At 64.9% G+C, this 19,444-nt stretch carries 22 protein-coding genes; 14 read left to right on the forward strand and 8 right to left on the reverse strand.

The features are described 5' to 3' along the window. Positions 1-112: 112 nt before the first annotated feature. From C0456_RS13750 to C0456_RS13775, 6 genes are all read left to right on the forward strand, one after another. A complete protein-coding gene (locus tag C0456_RS13750; protein ID WP_291053158.1) occupies positions 113-859 on the forward strand; it encodes an electron transfer flavoprotein subunit beta/FixA family protein in 747 nt (248 codons plus the stop codon). Next, positions 859-1,788: an electron transfer flavoprotein subunit alpha/FixB family protein gene (locus tag C0456_RS13755; RefSeq protein WP_291053161.1), complete on the forward strand. Its 930-nt coding sequence runs from the start codon at positions 859-861 to the stop codon at positions 1,786-1,788. Before C0456_RS13750 ends, C0456_RS13755 begins: the two co-directional genes overlap by 1 nt. Positions 1,789-1,918: 130 nt before the next feature. Continuing rightward, the gene (locus C0456_RS13760; protein WP_291053163.1) at positions 1,919-2,674 is read left to right on the forward strand and encodes a TMEM175 family protein; all 756 of its coding nucleotides are present in this window, start codon (positions 1,919-1,921) and stop codon (positions 2,672-2,674) included. A gap of 104 nt (positions 2,675-2,778) precedes the next feature. Further along, positions 2,779-3,657 carry a 3-hydroxybutyryl-CoA dehydrogenase gene (locus C0456_RS13765; RefSeq protein WP_291053166.1) on the forward strand — a complete coding sequence of 293 codons (879 nt, stop codon included), beginning with the start codon at positions 2,779-2,781 and terminating at the stop codon, positions 3,655-3,657. Between the two features lie 117 nt (positions 3,658-3,774). Next, positions 3,775-4,257 (forward strand): thermonuclease family protein, encoded by a 483-nt coding sequence (locus C0456_RS13770; protein ID WP_291053169.1) that lies wholly within the window; start codon positions 3,775-3,777, stop codon positions 4,255-4,257. Between the two features lie 73 nt (positions 4,258-4,330). Next, complete coding sequence (locus C0456_RS13775; protein ID WP_291053171.1) at positions 4,331-5,074, forward strand: hypothetical protein; 744 nt, start codon at positions 4,331-4,333, stop codon at positions 5,072-5,074. Here C0456_RS13775 and C0456_RS13780 read toward each other — a convergent pair. Beyond that, positions 5,071-5,664: a TlpA disulfide reductase family protein gene (locus tag C0456_RS13780; RefSeq protein ID WP_291053173.1), complete on the reverse strand. Its 594-nt coding sequence runs from the start codon at positions 5,662-5,664 to the stop codon at positions 5,071-5,073. The two genes, C0456_RS13775 and C0456_RS13780, sit on opposite strands and share 4 nt — an antisense overlap. A 47-nt stretch (positions 5,665-5,711) precedes the next feature. On the opposite strand from C0456_RS13780, the gene argH reads away from it, so the two are divergent. The 6 genes from argH to C0456_RS13810 all read left to right on the forward strand — a co-directional run bounded on the left by argH (position 5,712) and on the right by C0456_RS13810 (position 12,518). Then, positions 5,712-7,109 carry an argininosuccinate lyase gene (argH, locus tag C0456_RS13785; protein WP_291053176.1) on the forward strand — a complete coding sequence of 466 codons (1,398 nt, stop codon included), beginning with the start codon at positions 5,712-5,714 and terminating at the stop codon, positions 7,107-7,109. Between the two features lie 5 nt (positions 7,110-7,114). Next, a complete protein-coding gene (locus C0456_RS13790) occupies positions 7,115-7,351 on the forward strand; it encodes a lipoprotein (RefSeq protein ID WP_291053179.1) in 237 nt (78 codons plus the stop codon). Continuing rightward, positions 7,351-7,581 (forward strand): hypothetical protein, encoded by a 231-nt coding sequence (locus tag C0456_RS13795; protein WP_291053182.1) that lies wholly within the window; start codon positions 7,351-7,353, stop codon positions 7,579-7,581. Before C0456_RS13790 ends, C0456_RS13795 begins: the two co-directional genes overlap by 1 nt. Positions 7,582-7,593: 12 nt before the next feature. After that, a complete protein-coding gene (gene lysA, locus C0456_RS13800; RefSeq protein WP_291053184.1) occupies positions 7,594-8,868 on the forward strand; it encodes a diaminopimelate decarboxylase in 1,275 nt (424 codons plus the stop codon). Beyond that, positions 8,847-11,489 carry a DUF4175 family protein gene (locus tag C0456_RS13805; protein WP_291053187.1) on the forward strand — a complete coding sequence of 881 codons (2,643 nt, stop codon included), beginning with the start codon at positions 8,847-8,849 and terminating at the stop codon, positions 11,487-11,489. The genes lysA and C0456_RS13805 overlap by 22 nt, the downstream gene beginning before the upstream one ends. A gap of 66 nt (positions 11,490-11,555) precedes the next feature. After that, positions 11,556-12,518 carry an MBL fold metallo-hydrolase gene (locus C0456_RS13810; protein ID WP_291053190.1) on the forward strand — a complete coding sequence of 321 codons (963 nt, stop codon included), beginning with the start codon at positions 11,556-11,558 and terminating at the stop codon, positions 12,516-12,518. Between the two features lie 3 nt (positions 12,519-12,521). Here C0456_RS13810 and C0456_RS13815 read toward each other — a convergent pair whose 3' ends face one another. The 4 genes from C0456_RS13815 to C0456_RS13830 all read right to left on the reverse strand — a co-directional run bounded on the left by C0456_RS13815 (position 12,522) and on the right by C0456_RS13830 (position 14,003). Beyond that, positions 12,522-13,094 carry a cob(I)yrinic acid a,c-diamide adenosyltransferase gene (locus C0456_RS13815; protein ID WP_291053192.1) on the reverse strand — a complete coding sequence of 191 codons (573 nt, stop codon included), beginning with the start codon at positions 13,092-13,094 and terminating at the stop codon, positions 12,522-12,524. Between the two features lie 17 nt (positions 13,095-13,111). Continuing rightward, positions 13,112-13,324 carry a twin transmembrane helix small protein gene (locus C0456_RS13820; RefSeq protein ID WP_035601000.1) on the reverse strand — a complete coding sequence of 71 codons (213 nt, stop codon included), beginning with the start codon at positions 13,322-13,324 and terminating at the stop codon, positions 13,112-13,114. An 87-nt stretch (positions 13,325-13,411) separates the two neighbouring features. Then, the gene (locus tag C0456_RS13825) at positions 13,412-13,723 is read right to left on the reverse strand and encodes a cell division protein ZapA (RefSeq protein WP_291053194.1); all 312 of its coding nucleotides are present in this window, start codon (positions 13,721-13,723) and stop codon (positions 13,412-13,414) included. Next, complete coding sequence (locus C0456_RS13830; RefSeq protein ID WP_291053197.1) at positions 13,710-14,003, reverse strand: DUF4164 family protein; 294 nt, start codon at positions 14,001-14,003, stop codon at positions 13,710-13,712. The genes C0456_RS13825 and C0456_RS13830 overlap by 14 nt, the downstream gene beginning before the upstream one ends. A gap of 6 nt (positions 14,004-14,009) precedes the next feature. Here C0456_RS13830 and tkt point away from each other — a divergent pair, with 6 nt between their 5' ends. Then, on the forward strand, positions 14,010-16,082 hold the full coding sequence (gene tkt, locus C0456_RS13835; RefSeq protein WP_367179278.1) for a transketolase: 2,073 nt from the start codon (positions 14,010-14,012) through the stop codon (positions 16,080-16,082). Here tkt and C0456_RS13840 read toward each other — a convergent pair. Then, on the reverse strand, positions 16,066-17,214 hold the full coding sequence (locus C0456_RS13840) for a citrate/2-methylcitrate synthase (protein ID WP_291053200.1): 1,149 nt from the start codon (positions 17,212-17,214) through the stop codon (positions 16,066-16,068). The two genes, tkt and C0456_RS13840, sit on opposite strands and share 17 nt — an antisense overlap. 78 nt (positions 17,215-17,292) lie before the next feature. Between C0456_RS13840 and C0456_RS13845 the strand changes: the two genes are divergently transcribed. Then, on the forward strand, positions 17,293-18,360 hold the full coding sequence (locus C0456_RS13845) for a citrate synthase/methylcitrate synthase (RefSeq protein WP_291053202.1): 1,068 nt from the start codon (positions 17,293-17,295) through the stop codon (positions 18,358-18,360). A 4-nt stretch (positions 18,361-18,364) separates the two neighbouring features. On the opposite strand, the gene C0456_RS13850 is transcribed toward C0456_RS13845, so the two are convergent. Both C0456_RS13850 and C0456_RS13855 read right to left on the reverse strand, forming a co-directional pair. Further along, complete coding sequence (locus C0456_RS13850; RefSeq protein ID WP_291053204.1) at positions 18,365-18,811, reverse strand: hypothetical protein; 447 nt, start codon at positions 18,809-18,811, stop codon at positions 18,365-18,367. Continuing rightward, a complete protein-coding gene (locus tag C0456_RS13855) occupies positions 18,808-19,293 on the reverse strand; it encodes an MmcB family DNA repair protein (RefSeq protein ID WP_291053207.1) in 486 nt (161 codons plus the stop codon). Before C0456_RS13855 ends, C0456_RS13850 begins: the two co-directional genes overlap by 4 nt. Positions 19,294-19,444: the final 151 nt, after the last annotated feature.

Here is a 19,444-nt window from a genome sequence, read left to right on the forward strand (position 1 = left end):
CGCGCCAATTTGACCCTGACGTAAGCGTCAAGCCTTGCGCGCGGGGCGGCCTATATGTAGGGACAGCGCACTTTAAAGTGCCAAGAACCGTAGCCAACCTGGGAGCGCCCGCATGAAGGTCCTCGTGCCCGTCAAGCGCGTGATTGATTATAACGTGAAGGTCCGCGTCAAGCCGGACCAGACCGGGGTCGATCTCGCCAACGTCAAGATGTCCATGAACCCCTTCGACGAAATCTCCGTCGAGGAGGCTGTCCGCCTGAAAGAAGCGGGCGTTGCCACCGAGATCGTGGTTGTCTCCATCGGGCCGCAACAGGCGCAGGAAACGATCCGCACCGCCCTCGCCATGGGCGCTGATCGCGGCATCCTGATCAAGACCGACGCCACGGTTGAGCCGCTGGCCGTTGCCAAGCTGCTGGCCAAGGTTGTTGGCGAAGAGAGCCCGGACCTCGTTCTGGTCGGCAAGCAGGCGATCGATGACGATTCCAACCAGACCGGCCAGATGCTGGCCGCGCTGCTCGATTGGCCGCAGGGCACCTTCGCGTTCAAGGTCGAGAAAGACGGCGCCGCGCTGAAAGTGACCCGCGAAGTCGATGGCGGCCTGCAGACGGTGAAACTGGCGCTGCCGGCGGTTGTCACGGTTGACCTGCGCCTCAACGAGCCGCGCTACGCCTCCCTGCCGAACATCATGAAGGCAAAGAAGAAGCCGATCGACGAGAAGACCCCCGATGCCTACGGCGTCGACATCTCGCCGCGCCTCACGGTTGTGAAAGTGTCCGAACCGCCGGTGCGCAGCGCCGGTATCAAGGTTGAAGACGTCGCAACGCTGGTTTCGAAACTCAAGACTGCGGGAGCTGTGTAATGGCCGTCCTCGTAATTGCAGAACATCATCACGGCGCCCTGTCGGATGCGACCCACAAGGTTGTGACCGCCGCGCTCAAGTTCGGCGGCGATGTCGACGTGCTGGTTGCCGGTGAAAATGCCGGCACGGTTGCGCCGGAAGCGGCCAAGATTTCCGGCGTCCGCAAGGTGCTGAAAGCTGAAGGCGAAAGCCTGCGCAAGCAGACCGCCGAAGCCATGGAAGCCCTCGTTGTGCCGCTGATGGCGGGCTATGACGCCGTGTTCCTGGCCGCGACCACCACGGGCAAGAACATTGCCCCGCGCATCGCTGCCAAGCTCGACGTGATGCAGCTTTCCGAGATCATCGGCATCGAGGACGCCTCGACCTTTGTGCGTCCGATCTATGCCGGTAACGCGATCCAGACCGTCAAATCGTCTGACGCCAAGAAAGTCATCACCGTTCGCGGCACGGCTTTTGGCGCGGCTGAAATGGGCGGCTCGGCTTCGGTGGAAGATGTGGCGGCCCCTGCCGGCCCGTTCAAATCGGAATTCGTCTCCGAAGAGATGGTGAAATCGGACCGTCCCGAACTCGCCGGCGCCAAGCGCGTCGTCTCGGGCGGCCGGGCGCTCGGCTCGTCCGAGAAGTTCCAGGAAGTCATCTTCCCGCTCGCCGACAAGCTCGGCGCGGCTGTCGGTGCCTCGCGCGCTGCCGTGGACGCGGGCTACGCCCCGAACGACTATCAGGTTGGCCAGACCGGCAAGATCGTTGCCCCGGAACTCTACATCGCCATCGGCATCTCGGGCGCCATCCAGCACCTTGCCGGCATGAAGGATTCCAAGATCATCGTGGCGATCAACAAGGATGAAGAAGCCCCGATCTTCCAGGTGGCCGATTATGGCCTCGTGGGCGATCTCTTCACCATCGTTCCGGAACTGACGAACGCGCTCTGACCTTCAGACGCAGCGTCCGTTGACAGATTGCGCCCCGAGCCTCTGGTTCGGGGCGTTTCTTTTGAGGCCTGCGGCCATTGATCGTTCCAGAGTTCTGCCTCACTCTCCGGGTAATCTTGGAGGGCGGCTGATGATCCGGGAACTTGTCGGGAAGGATCTGGACCATGATCCGAGGTTTCGCTGGCGCGGCGGCCCGGTCACCCGGATCGAAAACCTGTCGGATATCGTGTTTGCGCTGGCCTTTGGGATGCTGGTATCGACCGCCACCCGGCCGACGACCTTCTCCGAGGTTTCGGCGCATCTGCTCACGATCGTGCCCGTTGCTGCGGGTTTCGCGTTGCTCGTGCTGATCTGGAATGCCCATTTCACCTTTTTCCGGCGGTATGGGGTGGCCGATGGCAGGATCATCTTCCTCAATTGCGTTTTGCTTCTTCTGGTTCTGTTTGTCGCCTATCCCCTGCGGTTTGTCTTCGACAGCCTCTTCGGCTTCCTGCTCGGCCTGGCGGGTGACTGGGGGGCGCTTCAAGCGTCAGGAATAGGGTATCGCGAGGCGGGCCTCATCATGGCCTATTTCGCTTTCGGATATGGCCTGATCTTCTTCATTATCAGCCTGATGTATTCGCATGCGCTGTCGCGCGCGCCGCAGCTGGGGCTTTCAGAGCTGGAGAAGGCGATAACGCGGCAGTCGCTCTGGCATTATGGCTGCCAGGCGGGCGTGGCGGTTCTTACCGGGGCTGTGGCCTGGCTGACCCCGGCAGGGCCGGCAGCGGGCTTCCTGTTTATGTTGATAGGCCCATTGGTCTACCTCGGGCAGGGCCGCATCAAAATGCCGGCGGAGGGGAAAGGGGAGGCCAGCGTTCCGCCCGTTTCGCCGGCTGAGGGCTGACCCTGTAGAATTTGCGGGGGGTGCCAAGTCTGAGCGCAGACTTTGACGCACTGCACAATGGGGTATAACCATTCGCAAAAATCAAAACCAGGATGCAGCAGGATATGACAGAGATTCGGACAGTCGGCGTGATCGGCGCAGGCCAGATGGGCAACGGGATTGCCCATGTCAGCGCGCTTGCAGGATATGATGTCGTGCTCAGCGATGTTTCCGAAACGGCCCTGAAAGCCGGGATGGAGACCATCGAGCGCAATATGTCCCGCCAGGTGGCGCGCGAGATGATCACCCTCGACCAGATGCAGGCGGCGCTGAAACGCATTCGCCCATCCGCCTCCGTGAAGGCGCATGAAGCCTCCGACCTGATTATCGAAGCGGCCACCGAGAAGCGCGAAGTGAAGGAACAGATCTTCCGTGCGCTGTGCGAGGTCGTGCCTGCCCATGCCCTGCTGGCGACCAATACCTCGTCGATCTCGATTACACGTCTTGCTTCCGTGACGGATCGCCCGGACCGGTTTATCGGCCTGCATTTCATGAACCCCGTGCCGCTGATGAAGCTGGTCGAGGTAATCCGTGGCCTGAACACGGAGCAGGCCACCTATGACACCGTGATCGGCTACACGAAGTCCATCGGCAAGACGACGACCAATGCCGAGGACTATCCGGCCTTTATCGTGAACCGTATCCTGATGCCGATGATCAATGAGGCGGTCTACACGCTCTATGAGGGCGTCGGCTCGGTGGCGTCCATCGACACCGCCATGAAGCTCGGCGCAAACCATCCGATGGGGCCGCTGCAGCTGGCCGACTTTATCGGCCTCGATACCTGCCTGTCGATCATGCAGGTGCTGCATGACGGCCTTGCCGATACCAAGTATCGCCCGTGCCCGCTGCTGGTGAAGTTCGTGGAAGCCGGCTGGCTCGGCAAGAAGTCCGGCAAGGGCTTCTACGACTATTCGGGCGACGCGCCTGTGCCCAGCCGGTAATTCTGGTTACCAAATTAACCGTTTTTGTTAGAGATCCTTGCTTTCCGGATAGGTTTCTAAACGTCCGGTTAACATCCTGTCGGCAGGCTCTGCTTCGGGTATTCCGGAGGCTGAGCTATGTTTGTCCGCACACGTATTGTGCCGATTGTCGGAACGTTGGTGTTCGTCCTGATCGCGCTGTTCGGCGCGAGGTTTGCGTCTGAGAACGCGCAGGCGGCGACGGAGCTGGGAGGAACGGTCTACTGGTCGGACGGGGATTCCGGGCGTCTGTCGGACGGCACGAAGTTCCGTCTGCACGGCGTGGACGCGCCCGAGACAGGTTCGATGAAACAGCGCGGCGGGGCCAGGTGCGAGGCGGAGCGCGAGCTGGGGTATGACGCCAAGGCGGTGGCTGTGGAGCTGACGCGCGGGCGGGTGGTCACCGTCAGCCGCATCATGGGGCGCGACAGGTATGGGCGCAATGTCGTGACCCTCTCTCTGGACGGGCAAGACCTGGCCGGTCTTCTGGTCGCCAGCGGAACCCATCGCGCCTGGGATTATGATGGCGGCGCGCCCAAGCCCGACTGGTGCGGCGGGCAGGGCAGCGGCGCGGCTCCGTGAACTTTTCTCAAGGCACTTGTAAAGACCGGGCCCGCGATTAGCCTCGCAGCTGATGGCAAGGACGAGGCCCTGGATGATTCAAGGTTTGCTCAAGCTGACGGCAGGGGCCGGGCTCGCGCTGATGGTGGTGGCCTGTGACGAGGCGCCGCCTCAGGGTGGGCCAGCGCCTTTCGATCCGATGGCGGCCACGCCCGCCGCGCGCAAGGCGGTGAATTCCGATGAAGCCACAAGCTGGTCGCCACCGCAGCAGGCCGCGTTCCTGGCGGGGCGCGTGATTGCCGCCGACATGGTGTTCCGGGCAGGGGAGCGGGACGCCGCAAAGGCGCAGCTCGGCGATATCCGGCAGCAGATGACGGCGCTTGATGCCGGGGCGCTGCAGGCGCTGGGGTTTGAGCCGGCGCGGATTGAGGCGATCCGGGGGGCGCTGGATCTCGTCCTGCCAGACGAGGAGATTGCGCCGCTGTTTGCCGGGGCGGAGTCCAATCTTTCCGGTGTGATCGAGGGGTCCGGCGTTGCGCCGAAGGAGACCGTGACCTTTCTGATGCGGCTTTCCGCAGAGGCCTATGAGGCCGGGGTCAGATATGGCGAAATCATCGATCTGGATGCCTATCAGGCCGCCTATGGCTATGCGGTGGCCGCGCGCGATCTGATCTCGCCGCTGGACGAGACGGTGTATGGCGATCTGCGGCTGGAACTCGACATTCTGGTGCTGATGTGGCCCGCAGCCGGGCCGCTTGCCGGGCGCACGCCGCCGCCGGAGATGCGGATGTCCGAACAGTTTGCGCGGGTGAAGATGGCGCTGGCGGTGTTGCCCTAGCGGGCCGAGCGCTTGATGGCGGCATCTATGAACTGCACCGCTTCGGCGGACGCCCAGTCGGCATCGCCTGCCAGGCGGGCAATCTCGATCCCGTCAGGGCTGTAGAGGATGGTTGTCGGAAAGCCGCGCACGCCGGCGCCATAGATGACATCGCCATTGTCCATCGGGGCGTGGCGGAAGGCGATATTGGCCGCGCCAAGCTCTGTGAGGCGGCGCTTGGCATAGTCGGCATCTTCGGGGGAATCGACGCTGAGAGCGACGACTTCGAACGTGTCACTGGCCCGGGCGGTCTGCAGCGCGCCGAGGGCGGGCATCTCCTTCTCGCAGGGCGGGCACCAGGTGGCCCAGTAATTGACCAGAATGGTCTTGCCCTTGAAGATTTCGAGCGTCTGCTGGCTACCATCGGTATCGGTGAAGGTGCCGGCGGGAATCGGCTGGCCTGCGCTGCCGAAATCCAGCTTGGCCATCTCGCCGGTGGCGAAGGCCTGATAGGGATTTCCATCGGGCTTTCCTGTCGCAGCGCTCATCAGCACGTAGACAATCGCTGCAAGGGCGACCAAGAAGAGGCCGATATAGGCGTAGCGGGTCATGGGATGGGCCCTTCACTGGCGTCAGATACAAATACGAGGATATGGCAATGGCGGATGATAAAGGCCAGATGATGTGGGGCGGGCGATTTGCCGCGACACCTTCGGCCATCATGGAAGAGATCAACGCCTCGCTGGATATCGACCGGCGGATGGCGGAAGAGGATGTCGCGGGCAGCCGTGCCCATGCCGACATGCTGGCCGAAATGGGCATCCTGAGCGTGGCCGACAATGAGGCAATCCAGGCTGGGCTTGACCAGGTGCTGGAGGAAATGCGGGCCGGGACTTTCCCCTTCCGCCGCGAGTTGGAAGACATTCACATGAATGTCGAGGCGCGCCTCAAGGAGCTGATCGGCGAGCCGGCCGGCCGGCTGCATACGGCGCGCTCCCGCAATGATCAGGTGATCACCGATTTCCGGCTCTGGACGCGGCGTGCGCTGGATGAGACCGGGCAGCTGGTGGCGGGGCTTCAGGCGGCGCTGGTGCGCCGCGCCGATGAGCACACGGCCACGGTGATGCCGGGCTTCACCCATCTGCAGACCGCGCAGCCAGTCACGCTTGGCCACCATCTTCTGGCCTATGTCGAGATGCTGGAGCGGGACCGGTCCCGCCTGCACGACTGCGCGGTGCGCCTCAATGAGTGCCCGCTGGGGGCGGCGGCGCTGGCCGGGACAGGGTTCCCGATCGACCGGGACATGACGGCCGAGGCGCTGGGCTTCGCCCGGCCGATGGCCAACTCGCTGGATGCCGTTTCGGCGCGCGATTTCGCGCTGGAGGCGCTCGCGAGCCTGTCGATTGCAGCAACGCATCTCTCACGCCTTGCCGAGGAGATTGTGCTCTGGACGAGCCCGCAATTCGGGTTTGCACGCCTCAGCGACCAATGGTCGACGGGCTCCTCGATCATGCCGCAGAAGCGCAACCCCGATGCGGCCGAACTGATCCGGGCGAAGGCCTCGCTGATCACTGGCCAGTATGCAGCCCTGCAGGGCGCCATCAAGGCGCTGCCGCTGGCTTATGCGAAGGATCTGCAGGACGACAAACGCCTCACTTTTGACGCCTTCGACACGTTCAATCTGTGCGTCCGGGCAATGACCGGCATGATCGAGACCATCAGTTTCAAACCCGATGTGATGCGGGCGGCTGCGGCGAAGGGCTTTTCTACGGCGACCGATCTGGCCGACTGGCTGGTGCGCGAGCTGGGGATGCCATTCCGGGATGCGCACCATGTCACCGGCCGAATTGTGGCGCGGGCAGAGGCAGAGGGCATCGATATTGCCGACTTGCCGCTGAAGGAGATGCAGGCCGTGCACGGTGCCATCACAGAGGAAGTGTTCAGCGTGCTCAGCGTGGAAGCGTCAGCTGCTTCGCGTATCTCATATGGCGCCACAAGCCCTGTTCGCGTGGCCGAACAGGTGGCACAGTGGAAACAGAGACTTCGAGTGGAGTAGTCCCCATGAAACGTATTCTTGCTCTCGCGGCGATCACCCTTTTCACGACCAGCCTGTCGGCCTGCGGCCTGCAGGGGCCGCTTCAGCGTCCGGGCCCGCTGATTGGAAATCCGTCAACCGATGTTGACCCCGCTACGCTGCCGGACGGCGAAGCGCGCGACCTGCCGAAACTGCCTGACCGCCCTTCGCAGCAGCAGGCCCCTGAAGAGGATGAACTCCTTGGCGGACCGGGGAGCAATTGATGAAGACCAGAGCGCTTCTGCTGGCGGCGATTGGCAGCGCGGTTCTGGCAGCCTGCCAGACGGCGCCTGCCGCCCCCGAGCCTGAACCGGTTGCCGAAGAGCTGCCGGTGATTGACCTGCCGCCGCCCCCGGCTTCGGACGAGCCCCGCGTGAATGAATGGGGCGGGGAAGTTCCCGAGAACAAGCCTGCCGGGGATGTCGACGAAGGCGGACTTGGCGACATCTCCTGACCTGGAGCCTACATGCATCATTTCAATTATGCCGGAGGTCGCCTCCAGTGTGAGGGCGTCGATCTTGGCCGCATTGCGGACGAGGTGGGCACACCGGTTTATGTCTATTCAAATGCTACGCTGGAGCGCCATGCGCGGGTGATCGCCGAGGCATTCAGCGGCCAGAAGGTGCTGATTGCCTATTCGGTGAAGGCCAATGGCAATCTTGCGGTTCTGGCGACGCTGGCGGCCGAAGGCTGCGGGGCTGATGTGGTCAGCGGCGGCGAGATGCAGCGGGCCATGAAGGCGGGTATTCCGGCTTCGCGCATCGTCTTTTCCGGTGTCGGCAAGACAGCCGCCGAGATGAAGCTGGCGCTGGAGGCGGGCATCCACCAGTTCAACGTCGAAAGCGCGGGCGAACTTCGCCTCCTGTCGACGGTGGCGAGTGGTCTGGGGCGCACAGCCCCGATTGCGCTGCGCGTGAACCCGGATGTGGCCGCTGGCGGGCATCCAAACATTTCGACCGGGAAATCCGGCGACAAGTTCGGCGTGCCCTGGGGCGAGGCCGAAGCGCTTTATGCCGAGGCGGGCAAGCTGCCGGGCATCCAGGTGGTCGGGGTTGACGTGCATATCGGCAGCCAGATCGGTGAGCTTGGCCCGATGCGGGCAGCGTTTGAAAAGGTGGTTGGCCTTGCCCTGCGTCTGCGGGAGCAGGGGCATGACATCGCCCGCATCGATGTGGGCGGCGGGCTTGGCATTCCCTACCGCGAGACCGACGCGCCCGCTGCGCCGTCTGCCTATGCGGCGATGATTGCGGATGTGACGGCGGGCCATGGCTTTGAAGTGATCCTTGAGCCGGGCCGGGTGATTGCCGGGAATGCCGGCGTGCTGCTGACGACGGCGCTTTATGAAAAGCAGGCGCCGGACCGGACGTTCCTGATCGTCGATGCGGGCATGAATGACCTGATCCGGCCAGCGCTCTACGGCGCGCATCATGACATCCGCCCTCTGGCCGAACCTGCACCGGGGACGGCGGAAAAGACCTATGATGTGGTGGGGCCGATCTGCGAGTCGACCGACAAGTTTGCCACCGGCCGCAGCCTGCCGAAGGTTGAGCCTGGCGACCGGCTGGCCTTCATGTCTGCAGGCGCCTATGGCGCTGTGCTCTCTTCGGCCTACAATGCCCGTCCATTGGTTCCGGAAGTCCTGGTCCATGGCGATCACTATAGCGTGGTGCGCCGGCGGCCGGATTTCGACGAGATGACGATGCTGGAAGAGGTGCCCGATTGGATCAAGGCGAAGGCCTGAACACGCTGGGGAAGAAGCTTGCGGCTACCCGCCGCCGGCTGACGCTTCTGGCGCTGGGCCGCGCCTGGTGGCCAGCCTTTGTCTTTGTTGCCGCTTTTCTGGCGATCGCGCTGGCGGGCGGGTTTGACCGGCTGAGCAGCTTCCTGGCGGCGGCCATCCTGCCGGTTCTGATCCTTGCCGGGATTGGCCTTTGCTGGATCTCCTGGCGGCGGTATCGGCGGCCAGCAGAGGCCGAGGTGATCCGCGCGCTGGATGGCCAGTCGGAGCTGCGGCCCGTCTCCTCGCTGACCGACCGGCCGGCGGACGCCTCGGCGGGGCCAGCCAGCCTCTGGCGCGCGCACCGGGCGCGGCTGGTGGCGGAAATCGGAAACCTTCGCCTGCCGCGCCTGACGGCTGAATGGGCCGCGCTCGATCCCTACCGGCTACGCTATATCGTGCCCGTGGCCGTGATTGCGCTGGCGCTGGTTGCGGGACCGGCGGCGCCGGGGCGGATCTCGCGGGCGCTGAGCCCGGATCTTGGCGCGCTGGCGGGCGCCGACAAGATGGTGGTGGAGGCATGGGTCACCCCGCCCGAACATACCGGCCGCGCCCCGATTTTCCTGCAGGCGGGCATGAAGGATGTGCGGGTGCCGGTTGGCTCTGAAATCACCCTGCGCACGCAGGCGCCGTCTGCGCCGAAGCTCATCCTGCGCGGCGACAAGCGCAAGACACTGCGCTTTGCCCAGACCCCGGAAGGCGCCTTCGAAGCGCGCGCGCGGATTGAGGGGGACACGCGGCTGACCGTCAACTGGTGGGGCGAGCGGGCGCGGTGGAATTTTGTTGTGCTGCCAGATGAAGTGCCGCTGATCGCTTTCGACAGCCCGCCTGCGCCCGGCCAGAGGGATCAGGTCGAGTTCAAATGGAAAGCAGGCGATGATTATGGCGTGACCGCTGTGGAGCTGGCGATCCGCCTGCGCGTGCCGCACCCGGCTGCTCCGGAGGCGGAGGATCGTGTGCCCGTGCCCCTGCCGGGCGCGCCGGGCGCGAGAGAGCTTTCGGCGACCGCGCAGCTGGATCTCACGCGCCACCGCTGGGCCGGCCTGCCGGTGGATGTGCGCCTGGTGGCCCGCGACGGGGCAGGGCAGGAGGGCTTCAGCGAATCCCTGCCGTTTATCCTGCCGGAGAAGCTGTTCCTTGATCCGCTGGCACAGGCGGCGCAGGAGGCGCGCGTGACCGTGCTGCGGGAGCCGCGTCCTTATGCGGAGTTGCCGAAGAATGATCAGGCGATCTCAGACGGCGCCATCAATACGGCGGCGACCGGCCGGCTGGACGCCGCCCCCGAGGGCGTGCGGCAGGCGGCCCTGATGCTGGATTCGGTGACCTATCGCGGCGAGATGTTCATCAATGACCTCGGCGCGTTCATGGGCCTGCGCATGGCGCTCGCGACGCTGCAAACGGCCGGCACAAAGGCCGAAGCGGACGCCGTGGAGCCGCTGCTCTGGGCCATCGCGCTGAAGCTTGAGCATGGCAGTGTCGCCGATGCACGGGCGCGTCTGGAGGCTGCCCGCGCGGCGCTTGAGCGTGCCCTGCGCGAGGGCGCTTCGGAAGAAGAAATCCGCAGGCTGATGGAAGCTTTCCGTGACGCGGCAAACGAATATCTGGCTGCGAAGATGGCCGAGGCGATGGCCGGCGGGCTGGACGGGCCGGAGCAGCAACAGGACGGTCAGGCGCAGGCGGGCGGGGGCTCCCTCGGGGGGCAGGACTTCGAGGACATGCTGAATGCGCTGCAGGACCTGACCGAAACCGGCGCTGCCGACCAGGCGCGCCAGCTTCTCTCCGACATCACCAACCTGCTTGAAAATCTCGAATTCCAGCGCGGCCAGGGCGAGGGCGGCGGGATGCCGGGGCAGCAGGCCGATGGGCAGGATAGTGACCTGCCGCCGGAAGAACAGGAAATGACCGATGCCATGCGGCGCCTGTCTGAAATCCTTCGCGAGCAACGTCAGCTCAATGATGACACGCTTGCCCAGCAGCGCGGTGAACAGTCGGGCCAGACCGGAAACCAGCCTAGCGGCATGGAGGGCCAGGAGACCGGTGAGGGTCAGCAGTCGGGCGAGCAGGGTGAGGGTGAGCGTCAGGGCAATGGCGAGCCGGGATCAGGCCGTGGCGGCACGCTGGCCGAGCGCCAGGCTGAACTGGGCCGTCTGGTTGAGGAGCTGGCGCGGCGCGGCGGCCCCGGCGGTGAGCCCGGTGAAGGCGGGGCGGGCGTCAATGAAGAGGCTCTGCGGGCGATCCTGGAAGCGCAGCGGCGGGCGGAACGCGCGCTGCAGGGCGGGAATGAAGGCCGCGCGATCATGGATCAGGAGCGCGCGACGCAGATGCTGTCTGAACTGTCGCGGGAAATGGCAAACCAGATCGACCAGATGCGCGCCAACCGGCTGGGCGAGCAGGGGCAAAGCTCCAATGATCCGCTCGGCCGCCCGCTGACCGGGGCGGGCAATGACGGGCAAGGCGTTGAAATTCCGTCAGAGTCCGAACGCCAGCGCGCCAAGGATATCCTCGACGAGCTCCGCCGCCGCTATGGCGAGGCGGAGGACGAGGAAGAACGCGAATATCTCCGCCGGCTGCTGGAGCGTTTCTGATCCGGCGCTTGCCGGGGCGCGGCCACCATGGTCTGCTCCGGGCAAACAAGACCGGGAGGAAATGCAATGGCGGCGCGCTGGGAATATACCAAGGGCCTCAAGGATATCGGAAACGGGCTGTACGCCTGGTTGCAGCCGGACGGCGGCTGGGGCTGGTCGAATGCCGGGCTGATCCGGGATGGCGAGGCCTCGCTTCTGGTCGACACGCTGTTCGACATGGCGCTGACCCGGGAGATGCTGGACGCGATGGCGAACGCCACCGGTATCGGCGCCGAGAAGATCGGAACGATCGTCAATACCCATGCGAACGGAGATCATTGCCACGGCAATGGCTGCTGTCCGCAGGCGGAGATCATCGCCAGCGAGGCCAGCGCCAGGGAGATGGCCGAAGTGCCGCCTGCCATGCTGGCGCAGTTCAAGAAGATGGGCGCGCAGCTTGGGCCCGCCGGCGCGTATTTCGCCGACATATTCGCGCCGTTCGATTTCGAGAATGTCGATGAGCGTGGGCCCACGCAGACCTTCTCCGGCGCGATGGAGCTGAAGGTGGGCGACAAGGCGGTGCGCCTGATCGAGGTGGGCCCGGCGCATACGGGCGGGGATGTGCTGGTGCATGTGCCCGGAGACCGGGCAGTTTTCACCGGGGACATTCTCTTCATCAATGGCACGCCCCTGATGTGGGCGGGGCCTGTGGCAAACTGGATCCGCGCCTGCAACGAGATCATTGCCATGGATGTTGATGTGATCGTGCCGGGGCATGGTCCGGTCACGGACAAGGCGGGTGTGCGCCGCGTGGCGGAGTATCTTGGCTATGTGGACCGCCAGGCGCGCAGGCGTTTCGATGCCGGGCTCAGCGTGCGCGAAGCGGCGCTCGATATCGCGCTCGGCGACTATGCCAGCTGGGGCGACGCTGAGCGGATTGCCGTGAATGTAGACAGTCTTTACAGGGAGTATCGCGGCGATGGCAAGGTCACGCCGGTGATGGAACTCTTTGCGCTGATGGCTGAGGTGCGCGACGCGCAGCGGGGCTGACGCCTAGCGGTTGGCGCCGGGCACCCATTTGACGTCATCGGCGCCATCATTGTTGGCGGCGCGCCCGGCGACGAACAGCCAGTCCGACAGGCGGTTGATGAAGGCGAGCGCTTCGGGGGTCACCGGCTCGTTCTCCATGCTGGCAAGCTCGGCTATCGCGCGTTCGGCGCGGCGGCAGAGGGTGCGCGCGACATGCAGCTGCGCCGCAAGGCGCGAGCCGCCCGGCAGGATGAAACTGTCAAGCGGCGGGATCGAGGCGTTCATGGCGTCGATCTCTTCCTCAAGCCGGGTGACCTGGGTGGCGATGATGCGCAGCGGTGTCCATTCCAGAACGCGTCCCCGGTCAGGTGTGGCAAGGTCTGCGCCGAGGTCGAAGAGATCGTTCTGTATGCGGCGCAGCTGGACAAGCATCTCACCGTCTGCTTCCAGCGCGGCAACGCCAAGCGCGGCGTTCAGCTCATCGACCGTGCCATAGGCGGCCACGCGGGGGTGCCATTTCGCAACCGGCTCGCCTGTGGAGAGGCTGGTTTCGCCCTTGTCACCGGTGCGCGTGTAAATCTTGTCGATGCGAACCACGGTCTGGCCCCTCTCATTCAACCGCCGAACTTGATGGCCCCGGCAGCGATACCGATGAGAACCAGGAAGGCAATCGCAATTGCCTGAAAGATGACGCGCATCCGCATCAGCTTGTTGGAGCGGCTGACCTGATTGCCATCCCGGCGCGCCAGATTGGCGACACCGATGACGAGGACCACCGCGACGGCGATCAGGGCGGCATAGAAGCCGATGGTCAGGAATTGTTGCATGGCATGTCGCCTTTCATCCTTGTTGGGCGGGATACTAGTCCGCTATGGGCGGGGGCGCCCTGCTGCATCGGGTCGCGGCAACCCGGCTCATGGCTGCCCGCCGCTCTCAAGCCGGGCGGCGAGCGCCTCGACCCTGGCGGCGACGGCCGTAATCAGGCCTGCGGCGCGCGCGTCGGCGGCTGCAGACGGCGGCGTCTGGCGGGCCGCATCGAGCTCATCCAGCAGGGCAAGGGCCGCGATCAGCAACAGCCGGTCATCGCCAATATCGCCCACCGCTGAGGAAATGCCTGCCAGCCGGACGTCCAGCTGTTCGGCAAGGCGCTGAACCCGCATTTCCTGGCCGGGTGTGCAGGCGATGGAGAAGCTGCGGCCCCGGATGCGGATGTCAGCCTTGGCCATTATCCGCCTCTTCTTCCGCAGGGCTGAGGGCGGCGCGCACCTCAAGGATCGCGGCGCCAAGCGCGTCACTCGCCTCATCGGCGAGCGTCTGGAGTTCCCGCTCCCGCGCCAGCGCAGAATCGAGTTCGTCGGCCAGCCGGGCGCGGTCTTCAACCAGGGCCGCGATTTCGGCTTTCAGGGCGGCTGGATCGCCGGCACGGGTCAAATGGGCCTCGAGCGCCACTTCAAGGCGCTTCAGGGCCGCATCCAGGCGCGTGGCTGCCGAGTCCATGTCATTCATGAGATTATGAAGTATCTGCATTGGTTTGCGCCGCCAAGCGCCTTGACGGAGGCCAGCAAGTCTGGCCTAGCAGCCTCGAACTCAAAACTTCGGGAGATCAGCAGAATGGCTGTCACCAATCGCGACATGGCAAATGCCGTGCGAGCCCTGTCCATGGACGCCGTTGAAGCCGCCAAGTCGGGCCATGTCGGCCTGCCTCTGGGGATGGCGGACGCTGCCACTGTCCTCTTTCGCAAATTCCTGAAGTTTGATCCGAAAGACCCCAATTGGGCCGACCGCGACCGGTTTGTGCTCTCGGCCGGTCACGGTTCGATGCTGATCTATTCGCTGCTTCACCTGACGGGCTATGCCTCGGTCAGCCGCGATGACATCCGCAATTTCCGCCAGCTGGGCGCCAATACGCCGGGCCATCCGGAGAATTTCGTCACACCCGGCGTTGAGACGACCACCGGCCCGCTGGGGCAGGGCATCGCCACGGCTGTCGGCATGGCGATTGCCGAACGCCACCTGAACGCCCGCTTTGGCAATGATCTGGTGGACCACCGCACCTGGGTGATCGCCGGGGACGGCTGCCTGATGGAAGGCGTCAGCCAGGAAGCGATCACGCTGGCCGGGCACATGAAGCTGAACAAGCTCATCGTATTGTTCGACGACAATGCCGTCACCATCGATGGCTCGACCGATCTTTCCGACTCGACCGACCAGTGTGCGCGCTTTGAAGCCTCCGGCTGGGTGAGCCGCCGCGTTGACGGGCATGACGAGAAAGATGTCGAGGCCGCCCTGAAATGGGCGACCAAGCAGAAGAAGCCGGTTTTCCTGGCCGTCAAAACCGTCATCGGTTTCGGCGCGCCGAAACTGGCTGGCACGGGCAAGGCCCATGGCGGCCCCTATGGCGCCGAGGAAATCGAAGGCATCCGCAAGTCTCTGAACTGGCCGCATGCGCCGTTTGAAGTGCCAGACGCCATCGAGAAAGCCTGGGCGAAAGCCGGGGAGCGTTCGCAGGCAGAGCATGCTGCCTGGAAGAAGCGCCTGGCAACCAGCCCGCACAAGGGTGAGTTCAATGCCGCCATGGCCGGCCGCCTGCCGAAAAATCTCGGCAAGGCCGTGATCAAGCACAAGAAGGCCGTGGCCGAAGGCGGCGCCTCCAAGGCGACGCGCGTATGGAGCGGTGAAGCGCTGGAAGTGATCACGGGCCTCGTTCCGGAAATGGTCGGCGGCTCGGCGGACCTGTCGGGCTCCAACAATACCAAGACCAGCCACACTGCGCCGATGACGCCGAAGAGCTGGGATGGCCGCTACATCCATTACGGCGTGCGGGAACACGCCATGGCAGCGGCCATGAACGGCATGGCGCTGCATGGCGGCATCATTCCCTATTCGGGCACATTCCTTGTGTTCGCCGATTACAGCCGCGCCGCCATCCGGCTTGGCGCGCTGATGGGCACGCGCGTCATCCATGTGATGACGCATGATTCTATCGGTCTTGGCGAAGATGGCCCGACGCACCAGCCGGTGGAACATGTTGCCTCGCTGCGCGGGATGCCGAACATGGTCGTGTTCCGCCCGGCAGACGGCGTGGAGACGGCCGAGTGCTGGGAACTGGCGCTGCAGCGCAATGACGGACCGTCCACCATGGCGCTCACCCGCCAGAATGTGGCGCCTGCCCGCAAGACCCATACGGACGAGAACCTCTCTGCCAAGGGCGGCTATGTGCTTTCGCCTGCTGGCAAGGGCAAGGAGCGCGGCGTGCTGATCGCGACGGGCTCGGAGGTCGAGATTGCGCTGAAGGCCCAGGCCCTGCTGGCGGAAGAGGGGATCGCCGTGCGCGTCGTCTCGATGCCGTCGATGGAGCTGTTTGGCCAGCAGGACGCTGCGTATCAGCAGGAAACGCTCGGCAAGGGGCTGCCAAGGGTCGCCATTGAGGCAGGTGTCCGTTTCGGCTGGGACCGCTGGATCGGCGCCGAGGGCGGCTTTGTCGGCATGGACAGCTTCGGCGCCAGCGCGCCCTATCAGAAGCTCTACCAGCATTTCGGCATCACGGCAGAGGCCGCTGTCGCCGCGATCAAAGAGCGGATCTGATCCAACTGCCTGTATAATTTGCCCGTGGGCGGATGATGCGATGGCTGGCGCGCTGCTCCATGGCATGCGCGATCCACCCCGCCATGCGCCCGCTGGCGAATATCAGGAAGGGCGCGTCCTCCGGCAGGTTCAGCTGAACGGTCAACCCGGCAAGTGCCATGTCGATATTGGCCCCGTCGCCGCCGGCCGTTTCGGCGGCGCGGATGGCGCGGCGCAGTCCCGCATCGGGTTTCATCCATTTCAGCAGCGCTGCTGCGCGCGGGTCTCCCTCCGGATAGAGGGGATGCCCAATGGCCGGGATGTGCTGTCCGCGTGCCGAAAGATCCGTGAGCGCCGTATCCGGCCCGGTTTCGAGCGCGCTGCGCAGATAGGCAAGGGCGCGGGCTGAAGCTTCCCCATGCAGGGGGCCGGTCAGCGTGGCGCAGCCGGCCAGCGCGCAGGCAGCCAGCGGCGCGCCGGTAGAGGCGGCCACCCGCGCGGCGAAGGTTGACGGATTAAGCTCGTGATCGGCCACAAGCACCAGCGCGCGGCGCAGAAGGTCTGTTCCGCCTGGCGAGAGATTCCAGTGGCGGGCGAGGCGCTGATGGAAGAAGCCGCGTCCGCCTGCGCCGGTGACCGCACCGCAGAAACCCGACAGCAATCCTGCGCCCTCGGCGGCAAGCGCGGCGGGCCCGCGTCCGAAACTTGGGGGATCTCTGGCGGCGCGCTCTGCCAGGAAGGTCAGTGCCCGTGCCTTGCCGCTCATGCCGGGCGGGCGCACTTCTGCAGCGCGCTGGACGGGCAGTGGCCCGGCGTCCCACAAGATTGCGGCGGTTTCCTCAAGCGTGGCCTCTGCGGCAAGCCGCACAGCGTCACGGCCGCGATAGATCAGCTTTCCAGCGCGCACGGTGGTGATGGCGGTTTCCATCACAGGCTCGCCCCAAGAGATGGCCGCGCGGGCAATCGCGTCGCGCCCCCGCCCGCTGCGGCGGCGCTTCAGAAGTGTTTCTATATCGGCGGCAGAATAGAGGCTGGCGCGCGGATCATCCGTATCCGGCCTTGAAGCGATCAATCCCCGGCTGACATAGGCATAGAGTGTCTGGGGCTTTACCCCCAGAAGGCTCAGAGCTTCGGCGCGCCCAATCCAGATCATATGTTGATTATATTGATCAAGATTGACGGTGCCAATGCCCGGATCGAAATACGCACCAGGTTTGAATGGAGGTTTCTTATGGATTCCGGGCTTGAGAATGTTGTCGCCGCCGAGACGATCCTGTCGGATGTGGACGGACAGAATGGACGCCTTATCATTCGCGGCTGGCCGGTGGAGATGCTGGCGGCTTCCATGGCGTTTGAAGATGCGGCGCATCTCCTGTGGCAAGGATTTTTCGAAGGACTGCCGGACGTCAGAGCGCTTGGCGCCCGGATCGGCGCTGCCCGCGAAGAGGTCTTTGCCCTAGTCGCAGACCTTCCGGGCGGCCTGGATGTGATCTCATTCCTGCGGGCGGGCTGGGCATTGCTGCCGGATGATGAAAGCCTTGAGGCCGCCATCCGGCTGGCAGCGGCCGGGCCGGTATTGACCGCTGCGGCGGTTCGCCGGGGCAGGGGGGAGGCACCGGTTGCGCCAGACAGGAATGCTTCCCAGTCTTCTGATTTCCTCCGGATGCTGACGGGGATCCCTGCCGGTCAGGCAGAGGCCCGTGCGCTGGACGCCTATCTGGTAACAGTTTGCGACCATGGCCTGAATGCATCAACCTTTGCGGCCAGGGTCGTCGCATCGACGCGGGCCGGGCTCGTGTCCGCAGCGGTGGCCGGTGTCTCGGCGCTCAAGGGTCCCCTTCATGGCGGCGCGCCGGGCCCGGTGCTGGACATGATTGATGCTATCGGGGCGCCCGCCAATGCGGAGCGCTGGATCGAGGGCGCCCTTGGCCGGGGAGACCGCCTCATGGGATTTGGACACCGGGTTTACCGGGTGCGCGATCCGCGCGCCGATGCGCTCAAGGCAGCTGTGGCGCGCCTGCCGGGCACAACCGGCCGGATCGCCTTTGCCGAACATATCGAACGGGCCATCCTTGGCCGGCTAGCTGCGAAGTATCCCCATCGGCGGCTGGAGACGAATGTGGAGTTCTATACGGCTCTGCTGTTGGAAGCTCTTGGCCTTCCGAGAGAGGCTTTCACGGCGGTTTTTGCCTGTGGGCGGGTGCTGGGCTGGACGGCGCACGCCCGCGAGCAGATCGGTGACGGCAGACTGGTGCGCCCGCGCTCGGTGTATCGCGGGCCGGTGCCTGAGGCGGCCTGACCCTTCAGCCTTTGAGGTTCTTGCTGAAGAGGTCGAGCTGGTTGGGATCGGCCGGTTTTTTGCGGCGGGTTTTGGTGCGGCCGCGGCGGAAATAGAGGTCGTCCGTGTGGTCCTCCTCGGGGGGCTGAGGGGGAGGGGAAGGCGGCTCGAAAGCCCGCTTTTCCGGGGGGCGGACATCATTGGGGTCCACCAGTTTCCACCAATTGACCGCAATAACAGCGTGGCCTGAGGTATCTTCATAGCGCTGCAGGTGGCCAGCCGGCCCGTCGGCGCCGATGGCCTTAAAGAGCGCGTCGGCTTCGGCCTCGGGCAGGTGCAGCCAGCTGGTCTCCAGCCCCTCCAGCGCGAGCCCCCTGGCTAGCGCCATGGCCTCCCGGCGGCTGCGCGCGGTGGGCGCGCCGGGCTTCAGGGCATCTTCGAGGGACCGGGCAACGGGATAGGCAAGGCTCATGACAGGGGCGAGGTAAGCGTGTCCTCGCCCGGCGTCCAGCCTGTATCAGCGGCATTGGTGAGCCGGGCGGCGGCCAGACGGGCAAATCGCAGGGTGACCGCCTTGCGCCGGGCCGCGACAAGGCGCGTTTCCGGAGCCTCCCGGATCACCGCGCCATAGAAGGCATCGGCAATGATCAGGCCGGCTTCCGGAGGGATCAGCTCCTGCGGGAAGTCTGCGCCGACGGCGAAGGTCAGCCGGTCGCAATACTCCATATATTCCCGCCATTTGGTGTCGGATTTGAAGTCCTGGACGCTGGACTTGATCTCGATCATCCAGATGTCCCCTGCCGGGCCCACGGCAGCGATATCGGCCCGGCGATTATTTGCCAGCGTCATCTCGGTGACACCGTAATAGCCCAGCTGCGCCATCAGCCGAAGCGTGCCCCGGCAGATTTCGGCGGCGCGGCGGAGGGGCAGCTCTTCATTGGAGGCGTCAGCCATGGCGGGGCGTGTTCCGGTATTGTTCCTTTCGGCACCCTATGCCCGGCAGGGTTTTGCCGTCAAGCGGAGGTGGCGGCGCGCCTGCTTGGGCGGAGTGGGCGAAAATCAAGGCGCCCGCGTGATCCAGCGGGTACATCGGGACGTAAAGGTT

This window comes from Hyphomonas sp. (assembly GCF_013823385.1).
Lineage (GTDB): Bacteria > Pseudomonadota > Alphaproteobacteria > Caulobacterales > Hyphomonadaceae > Hyphomonas.